A 12,829-nucleotide genomic window follows, 5' to 3' on the forward strand; every position below is an offset into this window, starting at 1 on the left:
GCCGTCGTCACGCGATCGTATCGACCACGCCGCCGTCCACGCGTAGCGCCGCGCCGGTGGTCGCCGAGGCTTGCGGCGAGCAGACGTAGACGACCATGTTCGCGACTTCCTCGGTGGTGGCCGGCCGCTGGATGATCGAGCTGCTGCGATGCGCGCGCACGAACTCGGTGCCGACCTGCTCGACGGTCTTGCCTTGCTCCTTCGCCGTCTCCTCCACCATCGAGCGGAAGCCGGCCGAGAGCGTCGGTCCCGGCAGCACGGAATTCACGGTCACGCCGCTGCCGGCCGCGTGCTTGGCGATGCCGCGCGCGATGCTCAGTTGCGCGGTCTTCGAGAAGCCATAAGCGAGCATATCCGCCGGAATATTCAAGCCGGACTCCGACGAGATGAACACCACGCGGCCCCATTTGCGTTCCATCATTCCCTTCAGGTAATGGCGCGTGAGCCGAACGCCCGACATCACGTTGACCTGGAAGTAGCGCTCCCAATCGTCGTCTTCGGTGGTGAAGATGTCGCCGGGGCCGAACACGCCGAGGTTGTTCACGAGAATGTCTGTCTGCGGCACGGTTTTCGCCAACGCGTCGCAGCCCTCGCGCGTGCCGAGGTCGCCGGCGAAGCCGCGCAGCTTCGCGTGCGGCGCAGTCTTGCGGATGGTTTCGATGGCGCGCTCCACGGCGTCCTGCTTGCGTCCGTTGATGAGCGTTTCCGCGCCGGACGCTGCAATGCCGGTGGCGATCGCGAGGCCGATGCCCGCCGTGGATGCGCTGACAATCGCGGTCTTGCCCGATAGATCGATATTCACTGTCTTGCTCCTTGCTGAAGTTGCGGCGCACGGATTCAAGCGAAGACCCAAGCCCGCCGCGCCGAAAATGGAAAGGGCGAGGTGTTCGATGCTTCGCGTTCGAGTATCCCATCTATCCGTTTTCGAGTTCGGCTCGCTGCCATTGGCGTATCGCTGCGTGCGCGTCCGGTCGCTCACGTGTGCGTCGTTATAATGATTCGCTGCCTTTCTCCCGCTCATCTGGCGGTCTCAGCCATGACATCCAAGTCCACCGATTCTTCCCACGAACCGCTCGAACTGGGCGGCTCCGTCTGGTTTCAGGCGGGCGAGCAAACGCTCGGCGGCGCGTCGCGGATCGCGCTGCTTGCGGCGATCGGCGAGACCGGTTCGATCACCAGCGCCGCAAAGGCGGTCGGCATGAGCTACAAAGGCGCGTGGGACGCCATCGACACGATGAACAACCTCGCCGGCGAGCCGCTCGTCGTGCGGCTGACCGGCGGCAAGGGCGGTGGCGGCACCACCCTCACGCCGCGCGCCGTGAAGCTGATCGAGACGTTTCGCGCGGTGGAGCGCGAGCATCGGCGCTTTCTCGAACGGGCGGGGGCGGCGATTGAAGGTTTCGCGATGGATTGGGATCTGATCGGCCGTATCGGTGTAAAGACGAGCGCGCGCAATCAACTCTATGGCACGGTGTCGGCGATCACGCGCGGCACGGTGAACGATGAGGTGTCGCTGGCGCTGCCCGGCGGCCAGTCGATCGTCGCGGTGTTGACGCATGAAAGCACCGAGACGCTGGGGCTCGTCGAAGGCACGGCGGCGTTTGCGTTGATCAAGGCTTCATGGGTGGTGCTGCTCGTCGAGGACGAACGCGGCGCGCCGCTGAAACTTTCGGCGCGCAATCAATTGCGCGGCACGGTGCAGAGCGTGAAACGTGGCGCTGTTAATGCCGAGGTGTCGCTGCTGCTGGACGGCGGCGCGGTGATCACCGCGGTCGTCATCAATGAGAGCGTCGACACGCTCGGCCTCGCGGAAGGAAAAAGCGCCGTGGCCGCGTTCAAGGCGTCGAGTGTGATTCTTGGCGTGAAGGATTGAGGCGCGGACGGTTTGAAAGGCTCGCAAGGCCGCGAAAACCGCGCGCCCGGTCAAGGCTCGCTGCGCACGTAGCCGGTGAACGGCTGATTCTCACGCACACAGCCGTCGGTCGCCTGCACGACCTGGTCGCCGAACGCGGCGACGTCATCGGGATCGTGCGTGATTAGCACCATCGGAATATCGAGCCGCGTTTGCAGATCCGACAGTTCGCGCCGCATACGTTGACGCAGCACGCTATCGAGCGCCGAAAATGGTTCGTCGAGCAACAGCAGGCGCGGTTGCGCGACAAGCGCTCGCGCCAGCGCCACGCGCTGCTTTTGTCCGCCTGAAAGCTGGGCGGGATGATTGCCCGCGACGCTTCTCAGTTCCAGCGCGTCGAGCCAGTAATCGACCTGCGGATGCGCGATCCGCGCACGCGGATTGAGCCAGCCTTGCTGCAAACCGAAGCCGATGTTTTGCCGCACGTTCAGATGCGGAAACAGCGCGTAATCCTGAAACAGATACCCGACCCTGCGCGCTTGCGGTCTCAGGTCGACGCCGCGCGCGCTGTCGAACAAGGTGTCGCCGTTCAGCGTGATCTTGCCCTCGTCGGGACGCAGCAGGCCGGCGATGGCCTGCAACGTCAGCGTTTTTCCCGCGCCGGACGGCCCGAATAGCACGACGCGCTGCGTGCTCGCCTTGAACGAGACGTCGAGCGTGAAACGGCGCTCGGCGCTCTCGAAAGTTTTGCGGATGTCGACGGCGAGCGGCATATCAACGCGAAGCCAAAAGCGTGTGCTGCGGCACGAGGCGGCCCGCGAGCAACAGGATGGCGACACACGTCACCGAAGTCACGAGCACAAGGAAATTCGCGGTGCCGTCATCGCCGGCTTGCACAGCCGAATAGACCGCCACCGACAGCGTTTGCGTGCGCCCCGGCAAATTGCCCGCGATCATCAGCGTCGCGCCGAATTCGCCGAGCGCCCGGGCGAACGCCAGCAGGCCGCCGGCCAGAATGCCGCGCGCGGCGAGCGGCAGCGTCACGCGAAAAAACACCGCCGTCTCGCTGACGCCGAGCGTGCGCGCGGCCCGCTCGAGTTGCGGATCGACGGCTTCGAAGGCGGCGCGCGCCGACTTCAGCACGAGCGGAAAGGCGACCACCGTCGACGCGATTACCGCGCCCTGCCAGGTGAACACCAACTGAATATCGAAGCGGTCGAGCCAGGCGCCGATCACGCCGCGCCGTCCGAGCAGCACCAGCAGGTAGTAGCCGAGCACGGTGGGCGGCATCACGAGCGGCAGCATCAGCAGCGAATCGATCACGTCGCGCGCGCCCGAGCGCCAGCGCGACAAACCGAAGCCCGCCGCGACGCCGAACACCAGATTGAGCGCGGTGGCCCAGCCCGCCACTTTGAGCGACAGCAAGAGCGGAATCCAGGCCTGTTGCATGAGCGTGCGGTGCTTGCGTGAGGTTAATGGAGGTTAATGCTGGAAGTTAATGCGCGGGCTTGAAACCGTACTTCGCCAGCACGGCCTGGCCGGCGGGCGACAGCACGAAGCGCGTGAAAGCCTGCGCGTCGGCGGCATGGCGGCTGCCTTCGACTTGCGCGATCGGGTAGGTGATCGGCGTTTGCGTCGGCACGGTCATCGCGATCTTGACCTTGTCCGGCATGACCGCGGCGTCGGTGCCGAACACGAAGCCGGCGTCGACTTCGCCGCGCGACACGTAGTCGAGGCTTTGGCGCACGTTCGCGGCGAGCACCGCCTTGGCGCTGACCGCATCCCAAATGCCCGCGGCCTGCAGCGCACCTTGCGTGTAGCGGCCGACCGGCACGGACGCCGGGTCGCCGTACGCGATGCGCTTGACGTTCGCCGAAGCCAGTTCATTCAGTCTGGTGGGCGCGAAATGGCTGTCCGTTGGCACGATCAGCACCAGAGAGTTGGCGGCGAAATCCTTGCGCGTGGCGGGCACGATCACTTTTTCGGCGGCCGCCTTGTCCATGGCTTTCTGATCCGCGGACGCGAACACGTCGGCGGGTGCGCCCTTGACGATCTGCTGCATCAATACGTCGGATGCCCCGAAGTTCAGCAGCACCTTGGTGCCGGGATGCTGCTGCTCGAAGGCCTCGCTGACCGCCTTGAACGCGTTGGTCAGGCTGGCGGCGGCGGAGACGACGAGTTCGTCGGCGCGTGCATTGGCGCTGACGGCAAGGGAGACGGCGCTGACGGCGAACAGCGCATGTTTCGCAAGGCGACGGGACAGGGTCATGAAAGCTCGGATGTCCGACATGGGCCGGAGCGGCGGGTTAAAACGCCATCGTAATATAGACGCCGTTATAGCGGTAGGCATGACGCTGCTTCGGCGGGCCGCGGCAAGCGGCGAGTAAGTCAGCGATAGCGTATTTTTCAGGCGTCGGAAGAACGCGGCGGCGTGAGCCTGTTGAGTGTTTGCGAGAGCGGCGCCGTGGCGGGGCGGACATCGCGCACGGCTTTCCATTTCGCGCGAATGAACGGCCTCTCATGTCCGGACACCTTCAGTGCGATGTGCGTGACCCAGCGGTGCGTGGGCACGTGCACGCCGTGCATGAGCACCGCGAGAACCATCAGGCTCGCAGTGACCCCCAGGGCGGAAAGCCGGCCGGGCTCCGCATTCCACGCCATGCGCACGAATATCAGCGCGGCGAGCGCGCCGACCAGGCAGCCGGTGACGGCCTCGGACGGCGAGTGAGCGCTCAACACGACTCGCGACAACCCCACCGCGATGCCGGCGACGAGGCCGAGCGCAACGCCGAGCAGCCGAGGCACCGTGCGTGTGGGCAACAGCATCAGGAACAGAGCGACCGGATAAACGGCGGTGGACAGCATCGCATGGCCGCTGACGCCGGTGAAATCCAGTTCGCGCACGCCGACACCCCAGCCGAGGAACGCCAGCTTGGTTACGGTCACGACGCCGATGGCGGTGCCGAGCAACAGCAACCAGCCGGCGGCCATGCGCCAGGTGTAGCCGAGCGCCAGCCAAAGCGCGATGGCAAACGCAAGCGGCAGCGTCATACCGGCGCCGCCGAGGCTGGTGATCGAATACCACAGGTTGGCAGGTAAATCGGGCATGGCAAAAAAGCGCGACCAAGGCCGCGTAGAATTGGTTGTATGAATTAGCGCGTGAACGGCTTGAATCGCCGACGCGGGGAAGGCCCGCGCATCAAGATCAACTGCCAGTATAGACGCGGCGCCGTACTGCGGTCTCGCTGCGCGGCGCACGTTTTTACCTGCGGACGTTGGCTGGCGAACATGTCTTGCCGCGATTGGACGCCTGGTCCGCCGCAAGGTTCGCCGGTGACGAAATTTCCGACTTGGGCATCGCTTTATGCTGTCAGCATCGCATGAGGATTGGTGTTATTGTGCATTGCACAACAAAATGCCGTTCTAGCGAACGGACCCCGTCCCTTTTTGCGAGGTTATCCGCCGATGGCAAAAAGTCTATCGAAAATCTGGCTGCGCGGCCTCAAGCGGTTGCTCGCGATCCAGACCGAACACGCGCATAAAACCACCAAGCGCATTGCCACGCGGCCGGCGCGGCCCGCCACCAGCAAGCCCTCGGCGAAAGTTCGTCCGATCAAGCCGACGGAAGCGCTGCGCGCGCCCGCGAAACGCGAAGCGCCGCGCACCGCGCGTGAATCGCGCGTTCGTCCGCGCGCCTCGGCATGGGCCAGCGGCTCATGGACGCGTTCGTTTCACTCCGCGCCCGCGGCGCCGGGGCGGCTCGTCAACCACCTTCAGTACGGCCTGTATATCCCGTCCGGCCATGCGCTCGAGGCCATGCCGCTGGTGGTCATGCTCCACGGCTGCACCCAATCGATCGACGAATTCGCCGCGGGCACGCGCATGAACGTGTTGGCGGACCGCTTTGGCTTTGCCGTGGTTTATCCGGAGCAGTCGAAGCATGCGCATTCGCATCGCTGCTGGCACTGGTACGACGCCAGCGACAGCGCCGGCGGCGCCGAGACGCGCGCGGTCGTTTCGCTGGTGGACGCGCTGGTCGCCGAGCATGGTTTCGACAGCGAGCGCGTGTATGTCGCCGGAATCTCCGCCGGAGCCGGCCTGACGGCGCTCCTCGCCATCAATTACCCGGAACGTTTTGCGGCGGTCGCGCTGCACTCGGGCCCGGCTTTCGGCGAGGCTCACTCCGGCATCACGGCAATGGACGTGATGCGGCGCGGCGCGCGCGGCGAACCGGCCGAACTCGTCGACGAAATCGCCGATGTGAAGCAATACCCCGGCATGCCGGCGCTGATCATCCATGGCGACGCCGATCATGTGGTCGCGCCCGTCAACGCCGAACAATTGGCGGTGCAGTTTCTCCGCCTGAACCGGATCGTCGACGAAAGCGGCGCGCGCAAATCCGGCGACATACGCGAAGAACGCAAGGGCGGCATGGTGATGCGCGATTATGTGCGCGGCGGACGGCGAGTGGTTCGGCTATGCCGGGTGCAAGGGCTCGCTCACGCCTGGAGCGGCGGCGACGACGCGTTGCCGTTTCACTCCGCCAAAGGTCCGGACGCGAGCGCGTTGGTGTGGGAGTTTTTCAGGCACCAGCGCCGCACGGGTGCAGGCCGTGCGGCGGAAAGCACCGCCACAGCGGCTTCTGCGGACGCACGGTGACTTGCGAACAACGCTTCGAAATGAAATGTTGGCTAAGCCTAGGGTTTTCCCTATAATACGGGTTATCCCCTAGGCGTTAACGCCTAACATCATTGCCGAGGTCGACCATGTATCTGCTTACCCGCCTTTTCCTGTTTCTGACCAAGTCGCCCGATCAACTCGCGAAGGAACGCGCTGACGCGTTTCTCGCCGAGGCAACCGATCTCTACGATCTCGAATTCCGCATGCGCAAGCTCGACCGTGACATGAACGTCCGTCAGCCGTCGTGGATGACCCAGCACTAAGCTGCGTAGGTTGAAGCACCGGGGTATCGAAACGCCGGTGCTTGCGGTGGGGTTACCGAGTTACAGCGGCGTGGGTGTCAGCCGCCGAGACTAGGCGCGTAACGCTTTATCTAATTCATCCAGCGCCGCAAGAGTGAACTCGATGCGGCGGTCTTGCGGCTGTGCATCGGCATGGCGAGCCTGCCAACTGTCGATCAGCGGTTGCAGGATCGTCGTGTCGAGCACAATTACGCACCAGACGCGCTCGCAATGCTTGAGCCCTTGGTAGAGCGCGGCGTTGTCCGTGCTGCGCAGGTCGCGGCGAATCCAGACCAGACCAGTATTGAAAGTGTCGCTCGGTCGTCGAACGCGTGTCATCGGGGATTCGCGGGCGGGGGCGATGGTTGCGGGGCGGGAAAGTCGACCGCGCAAAAAAGACTCACGTCAGGCGACGACGTTACTGATCGCCTTGATGATTCGCAAAGCCGGTCGCGCGCGATCGACCCAGCAAATTATCGGCAACAGTCGGTGCCGCACATTACATGCCGCGTTCGCGACAAGAAAACGGCGTCCGCGCCGGTACTGCCGGGCGCGGGCGCCGCTAGTCACGATGCGGTTTTGCCGCGCCGTGTCCACAAATCACATCCATCCGCGATTCACGCGGTCGGCAATTTACGCAACCTGCAAACGAACCGCGACGTTGTTGCGCGTAGCGTTCGAGTACGGGCAGACCTGATGCGCCGCATCAACCAGTTCCTTGGCAGCGTCCGCGGCGAGGCCCGGCAGCGAGATTCGCAAATCGATGTCGAGTGCGAAGCCGCCGTTGTCGTTCGGACCGATGCCCACTTCAGCGGTGACTTGCGTATCGGCCGGCAAGGTCTGCTTGCGCTGGCCGGCGACGAACTTCATCGCGCTCAGGAAACAGGCCGAGTAGCCCGCCGCAAACAGTTGCTCTGGATTAGTGCCCGCCGCGCCGTTACCGCCGAGTTCGCGCGGTGCCGCGAGCTTCACGTCCAACGCATTGTCCGACGACACCGCACGACCGTCACGGCCACCGGTGCTGGTTGCGCTTGCTTTGTAGAGGATGTTCATTGTGCTGCTCCTTTATTTGGGTGGTCAGGGTCCGCATGTTTGCCGCTGATGCTTTGCCCGCCTTCTGACGGACGCGTGTTGAAGCGGCATGTGGCTAAGATAGTACACTAATGATTAGTGTGCAAATGAAATTTCGCATCACGGCGATAGCATGCCTTTAGCAGCAGACCAACTATTGGCCCATGTAATCGCTGAGAGTGGTGCGCAGGCGTGTCAGATCATCGCGCAGACGCAGCAGGAATTCCGGCGTCTGCTGGGTCGCGCAAAAGATTTCCGCCGGCACTTCACGTGCCTGACGCTTGAGTGCGGTGCCGGTTTTGGTGAGCCGTATGTACACGAGCCGTTCGTCGTCGACACCGCGTGCCCGTTCCACCAACCCTTGCGCCTCAAGACGTTTGAGCAGCGGCGTGACCGTCGCCGAATCGAGGTTCAGGCGCGTGGCCATGTCCTTGACCGTGACGTCATCGGTCTCCCAGAGCACCAGCATCGCCAGATATTGCGGATACGTGAGGCCGAGCTTGTCGAGCAACGGTTTGTACGCTTTCGTCATCGCGAGCGAGGTCGAATAGAGGGCGAAGCAGAGTTGTTCGTCGAGCGTGAAGGGCAGAGCGGGGCGCTGAGTCATGATGCATCTCGTGTAAAAGAGCGTGCAAATGGATTGCGTGCGAACCATTGTGCCGCAAATCGGCGTGTGTTGACGAATGCTGGAGGGCGGATGGAAGCGGCACAGAGGTGTGCCGAGCGGACGGAGCGCGTGGGCGGGCGCCGCGACGCGCGCCCGCGGAGGATATCGTTCAAGCCGCCGGCGTGGTCGGCAAATCCGGCGCTTCGGGCGTCTGCACGCCGAAGCAACCGCGGTACGTTGCGTAGAACGAGCAATACAGCATGGTCGTGACGATCATCGTGGCGGGCATCAGGATCGCGAACGCATAGTCGCCGGCGCCCAGCGCCTGCATCAACGCAGACAAACCAAGCGATACCGTCATCGCCACCGCGAACCACAGCGCGCCGAATACGATGAACGCCCCGCGATTGCGCCAGCAACTGACGAAGCTGAAGAACATCGCCTTGATGGGCGGCACGTCATGCCACGCGGCGAGAATCGGTGAGAACCAGAACAGCATCGCCGCCGGAATGTAGAACGCGAAGGCGGTGAGAACCGCAAGCGGCATATTGCTGTTGGCGATTGCTTCCTGATCCATCGTCGCGCCGCCGAGCATCACCTTCAGCAGCATGCCGCCGTCGGCGAGCGCGGAACCGGCCAGCACCAGCGCCATCGCGACGACATACAGCACGCCGAGCACGAGCAGCCGTTTGGCGACCACCGGGCCGTAAGAGTGAAAGCCATCGACGAGGATCGTCGGGAACACGGGTTTGCCCGCGATCGTATTGCGGCACGCCGCCATGAAGCCGACCGCGACGCCCGGAATGAACACCAGCGGCAGCACGCTGCCGATCACCGGAATCTGCGACACCAGCGTCATCACCAGCAGGTACGTGAAGAACAGCGTCAGAAACGCGAGCGGGTTCTTGCGGAACAGCCAGATACCCTGCCGGAACCACACATAGCCGGTTTTCGCGGGAACTTCGATCAGTTGCATGAGGTATGAATGCCTGGAAGTGGAACGCCGCAAAGGCGTTCGCGCAGAATGCGCTCGAAATGGCCGGGGTCGTGCGGTTTGAGGAGTTCGGCCGCGCGCGGCAAATGAAAATCATACAGGCGCGAGACCCAGAAACGGTACGCGCCCGCACGCAGCATATCGCCCCAATGGTGGTTTTCTTCGACGGTGAAGGGGCGCACCGTTTGATAGGCGCGCAGCATCGCTTCGGTGCGCGCGTCGTCCAGCTTGCCGGTGGCGAGATCGACGCACCAGTCGTTGACCGTCACGGCGACGTCGAACAGCCACTTGTCGCAGCCGGCGAAATAGAAGTCGAAGAAGCCCCCGAGCCGTACTTCGTGGCCCGTATCCGGCGCGGCATGCGCGAACAGCGCGTTGTCACGGAACAGATCGGCGTGGCATGGGCCTTCGGGCAGCGCGGCGTAATCCGCGGAGGCGAAGAAGGCTTCCTGATGCGCCAGTTCGGTTGACAGCAGGTCGCGTTGCGCGCCTTCCATAAACGGCAGGACGATGGGCACGGTTTCCCGCCACCACGGCAGGCTGCGCAGATTCGGCTGATAACGTGCGTAATCGCGTCCCGCCAGATGCATGCGCGCGAGCATCTGCCCGACCTCGATGCAGTGTTCGACACGCGGCGCCAACTCCGGCGCGCCCTCGAGCTTGGTCACGATGGCGGCGGGCTTGCCATGCAAGGTGCCGAACAGCGCACCGTCTTCGCGCGGCATGGGGTCCGGCACCGGCACGCGGTGCGAGGCCAGATGCCGCATCAGGTCGAGATAGAACGGCAGTTGTTCGGCCGTCAGCTTTTCGAAAATCGTGAGGACGTATTCGCCGCGCGTCGTCGTCAGAAAAAAATTGCTGTTCTCGATACCGGACGGAATGCCGCGAAACTCGACGACTTCGCCGAGATCGTAATGGCGCATCCATTCTGCGAGTTGGGGTTCGGTGACAGCGGTGAAGACAGCCATGCGGGAAACGTCGGATCAGGTTGAGTCGGGCTGGCATGGTGCGGCCAGTGCTGAATGTGGCAAGCGTGGTGCCAATGCCGTGACAGATGCGGTGCCGAAGGCGTTGTGAACGGAGTACCGGTTTGAAAGACGTTCCGGCGTCGCACTCCCGGAGGAACCCCGACGCCGCATGAAGCAAGGCATGCAGCCCAGCGCAAACACGACGCCCCAAGCAACAACGGCACGGTTCGGCCACCGTGCCGACGATACATCAATACCTGAGATTCACCGACGGCAAACGCGTGCTCGCACGACCGTTATCACGCACGGCGGGCGAAGTATCGAGCGGCGCGCTCATCTGGTAGCGCGTGCCGAGATTCGAGCGCACGTTGATCTCAACGGGCTTGCCTTTGTCGCGGTATTCGGTGATTTCGGTGCCGTTGGCGCTACGTTCGTGGAAGCTCGGGGTGCGCGGAACATTGATTTCGACCTTCGAGCTGACCTGCGCGGCCGGACGATTGATCTTCTCCAGATCGGGCAGACCGGCCCGTTCATTGGCGGACTGGGGCGCGCCGGCGGGCGGAGTGTCATCGACGGGCTGGGCAGCCATCGCGGCGTTGCCAAAGGCAAGGGCCAGTGCCACGGCGACGGGAAGGAGCGGCTTCATGGTGATTCTCCAATAGGTGCCCGCGATTCTAGCAAATCCAGGCCAGCTTCCGGGCGCGACAGCCTTATTTTGCGCCGCTTCGGCGCGGCGTGCCGCCCCTGTCGCGACCGCTGTTGCAGCGGTGGAAACAAGCGCCGCGCGGTCATTTGGCGATCGCGGGTTCCGTGGTAATGTCGTCTCATCACTCGAGGCCAACGAAGATGAAAAACGATACCAACCAACGCGCGGTGCAGACTCCCGCGCACAGCTTTCCAACTGAATCCTTCGACGACGCCACCGAGGCCGTCACGCGGCTGTCGGCGATCTACGAAGCGAACACCTCGTTCCTGCGCGACGCCTTCGCACGCTATCGCCGCAACGAGCTGTTCGAGAGCCGGGTGCGCGCGTGCTACCCGTTCGTTCGCGTATGCACCGAGGTCAACACGCATATCGACTCGCGCCGCTCGTATGGTTTCGTCGCGGGCCCAGGCGTGTTCGAGACCACCGTGACGCGCCCGGACCTGTTCGGCAACTACTATCGCGAGCAATTGCGATTGTTGGCGAAAAACCATCACGTGCAGATCGAAGTGGGCGTGTCCGACCAGCCGATTCCGATTCACTTCGCGTTTGCGGAGGGCATTCATCTCGAAGGCGATCTGGACCGCGAGCGCCTGTTCCTGATGCGCGACGTGTTCGACACGCCCGACCTCGCATTGCTCGACGACCGCATCGTCAACGGCACCTATGAGCCGCCGCCGGGCGAGCCGCATCCGCTGGCGCTGTTCACGGCGGCGCGGGTCGATTTCTCGCTGCATCGGCTGAAGCACTATACGGCCACGTCGCCCACGCATTGCCAGAACTATGTGCTGTACACGAACTACCAGTTCTATATCGACGAGTTCGTCAAACTCGGCCGCGCCATGATGGCCCATACCGACGACGAGGAACTGCGCGCCTATCGCAGCGAATACACGTCGTTCGTCGAACCCGGCGACGTGGTCACGTACAACGAGAATCTCGGCGAGCAGGCGCAGGAAGGCACCGCGCCGCCGCGTCTGCCGCAGATGCCCGCGTATCACCTCAAGCGCGCGGACGGCAGCGGCATCACGATGATCAACATCGGCGTGGGGCCGTCGAACGCGAAAACCATCACCGATCACATCGCGGTGCTGCGTCCGCATGCGTGGATCATGCTCGGCCACTGCGCGGGTCTGCGTAATACGCAACGTCTCGGCGACTACGTCCTCGCCCACGGCTACGTGCGCGAGGATCACGTGCTCGACGACGACTTGCCGCTGTGGGTGCCGATTCCGGCGCTCGCCGAAGTGCAGGTGGCGCTGGAGCGCGCGGTTGCGCAAGTCACGCAACTGGACGGCGTCGAGTTGAAGCGCGTGATGCGCACGGGCACCGTGGCGAGCGTCGACAACCGCAACTGGGAGTTGCGCGATCATCGCGAGCCGGTGCAGCGGCTCTCGCAAAGCCGCGCGATCGCGCTCGATATGGAAAGCGCGACGATCGCCGCGAACGGCTTCCGGTTCCGCGTGCCTTACGGCACCTTACTGTGCGTGTCGGACAAGCCTCTGCATGGCGAGCTGAAACTGCCCGGCATGGCGGATCAGTTTTATCGCGCGCAAGTGGATCAGCATCTGCAGATCGGCGTGAAAGCGATGGAGTTGTTGCGGATGAACGGGCTGCATCGTCTGCATAGCCGCAAGCTGCGGAGTTTCGCGGAAGTGGCGTTTCAGTAAGCA

Annotated in this window: 14 protein-coding genes and 1 pseudogene; 4 read left to right on the forward strand and 11 right to left on the reverse strand. The window is 63.7% G+C overall.

Annotated features, from left to right (window positions below):
• Positions 1-7 precede the first annotated feature (7 nt).
• Entirely contained in the window at positions 8-802 is a 795-nt protein-coding gene (locus tag BUE39_RS10600; protein ID WP_073428608.1) for an SDR family NAD(P)-dependent oxidoreductase, read from the reverse strand.
• Between the two features lie 234 nt (positions 803-1,036).
• Between BUE39_RS10600 and BUE39_RS10605 the strand changes: the two genes are divergently transcribed.
• The gene (locus tag BUE39_RS10605; protein WP_073428609.1) at positions 1,037-1,873 is read left to right on the forward strand and encodes a TOBE domain-containing protein; all 837 of its coding nucleotides are present in this window, start codon (positions 1,037-1,039) and stop codon (positions 1,871-1,873) included.
• Between the two features lie 50 nt (positions 1,874-1,923).
• On the opposite strand, the gene BUE39_RS10610 is transcribed toward BUE39_RS10605, so the two are convergent.
• The 4 genes from BUE39_RS10610 to BUE39_RS10625 all read right to left on the reverse strand — a co-directional run bounded on the left by BUE39_RS10610 (position 1,924) and on the right by BUE39_RS10625 (position 4,960).
• The gene (locus BUE39_RS10610; protein ID WP_073428610.1) at positions 1,924-2,625 is read right to left on the reverse strand and encodes a sulfate/molybdate ABC transporter ATP-binding protein; all 702 of its coding nucleotides are present in this window, start codon (positions 2,623-2,625) and stop codon (positions 1,924-1,926) included.
• Position 2,626: 1 nt separating this feature from the next.
• The gene (gene modB, locus BUE39_RS10615; RefSeq protein ID WP_073428611.1) at positions 2,627-3,301 is read right to left on the reverse strand and encodes a molybdate ABC transporter permease subunit; all 675 of its coding nucleotides are present in this window, start codon (positions 3,299-3,301) and stop codon (positions 2,627-2,629) included.
• Between the two features lie 46 nt (positions 3,302-3,347).
• Positions 3,348-4,121, reverse strand: a complete 774-nt coding sequence (gene modA, locus BUE39_RS10620) for a molybdate ABC transporter substrate-binding protein (RefSeq protein ID WP_073428612.1) — start codon at positions 4,119-4,121, stop codon at positions 3,348-3,350.
• 137 nt (positions 4,122-4,258) lie between these two features.
• Positions 4,259-4,960 (reverse strand): phosphatase PAP2 family protein, encoded by a 702-nt coding sequence (locus tag BUE39_RS10625; protein WP_073428613.1) that lies wholly within the window; start codon positions 4,958-4,960, stop codon positions 4,259-4,261.
• Positions 4,961-5,317: 357 nt separating this feature from the next.
• Between BUE39_RS10625 and BUE39_RS10630 the strand changes: the two genes are divergently transcribed.
• Together BUE39_RS10630 and BUE39_RS10635 are read left to right on the forward strand one after the other, a co-directional pair.
• The gene (locus BUE39_RS10630) at positions 5,318-6,511 is read left to right on the forward strand and encodes an extracellular catalytic domain type 1 short-chain-length polyhydroxyalkanoate depolymerase (RefSeq protein ID WP_073428614.1); all 1,194 of its coding nucleotides are present in this window, start codon (positions 5,318-5,320) and stop codon (positions 6,509-6,511) included.
• A gap of 107 nt (positions 6,512-6,618) precedes the next feature.
• The gene (locus tag BUE39_RS10635; RefSeq protein ID WP_073428615.1) at positions 6,619-6,795 is read left to right on the forward strand and encodes a DUF3563 family protein; all 177 of its coding nucleotides are present in this window, start codon (positions 6,619-6,621) and stop codon (positions 6,793-6,795) included.
• 93 nt (positions 6,796-6,888) lie between these two features.
• Here BUE39_RS10635 and BUE39_RS10640 read toward each other — a convergent pair.
• The 6 genes and pseudogenes from BUE39_RS10640 to BUE39_RS10665 form a co-directional block, all read right to left on the reverse strand.
• Positions 6,889-7,152, reverse strand: a pseudogene (locus BUE39_RS10640) (deoxyribodipyrimidine photo-lyase); the annotation flags it as partial.
• Positions 7,153-7,446: 294 nt separating this feature from the next.
• Complete coding sequence (locus BUE39_RS10645) at positions 7,447-7,866, reverse strand: organic hydroperoxide resistance protein (protein ID WP_073428616.1); 420 nt, start codon at positions 7,864-7,866, stop codon at positions 7,447-7,449.
• Between the two features lie 172 nt (positions 7,867-8,038).
• Complete coding sequence (locus BUE39_RS10650) at positions 8,039-8,491, reverse strand: MarR family winged helix-turn-helix transcriptional regulator (protein ID WP_073428617.1); 453 nt, start codon at positions 8,489-8,491, stop codon at positions 8,039-8,041.
• A 169-nt stretch (positions 8,492-8,660) separates the two neighbouring features.
• On the reverse strand, positions 8,661-9,467 hold the full coding sequence (locus BUE39_RS10655) for a BPSS1780 family membrane protein (RefSeq protein ID WP_073428618.1): 807 nt from the start codon (positions 9,465-9,467) through the stop codon (positions 8,661-8,663).
• Positions 9,458-10,453, reverse strand: coding sequence for a homoserine kinase (locus BUE39_RS10660; RefSeq protein WP_073428619.1), 996 nt, complete (start codon positions 10,451-10,453; stop codon positions 9,458-9,460). The genes BUE39_RS10655 and BUE39_RS10660 overlap by 10 nt, the downstream gene beginning before the upstream one ends.
• A gap of 250 nt (positions 10,454-10,703) precedes the next feature.
• The gene (locus BUE39_RS10665; RefSeq protein ID WP_073428620.1) at positions 10,704-11,099 is read right to left on the reverse strand and encodes a hypothetical protein; all 396 of its coding nucleotides are present in this window, start codon (positions 11,097-11,099) and stop codon (positions 10,704-10,706) included.
• A 200-nt stretch (positions 11,100-11,299) separates the two neighbouring features.
• On the opposite strand from BUE39_RS10665, the gene BUE39_RS10670 reads away from it, so the two are divergent.
• Positions 11,300-12,826: an AMP nucleosidase gene (locus BUE39_RS10670; RefSeq protein ID WP_073428621.1), complete on the forward strand. Its 1,527-nt coding sequence runs from the start codon at positions 11,300-11,302 to the stop codon at positions 12,824-12,826.
• The last annotated feature ends 3 nt before the right edge of the window (positions 12,827-12,829 follow it).

Origin of the sequence: Paraburkholderia terricola (assembly GCF_900142195.1) — a bacterium.
GTDB classification, from domain to species: Bacteria; Pseudomonadota; Gammaproteobacteria; order Burkholderiales; family Burkholderiaceae; genus Paraburkholderia; species Paraburkholderia terricola.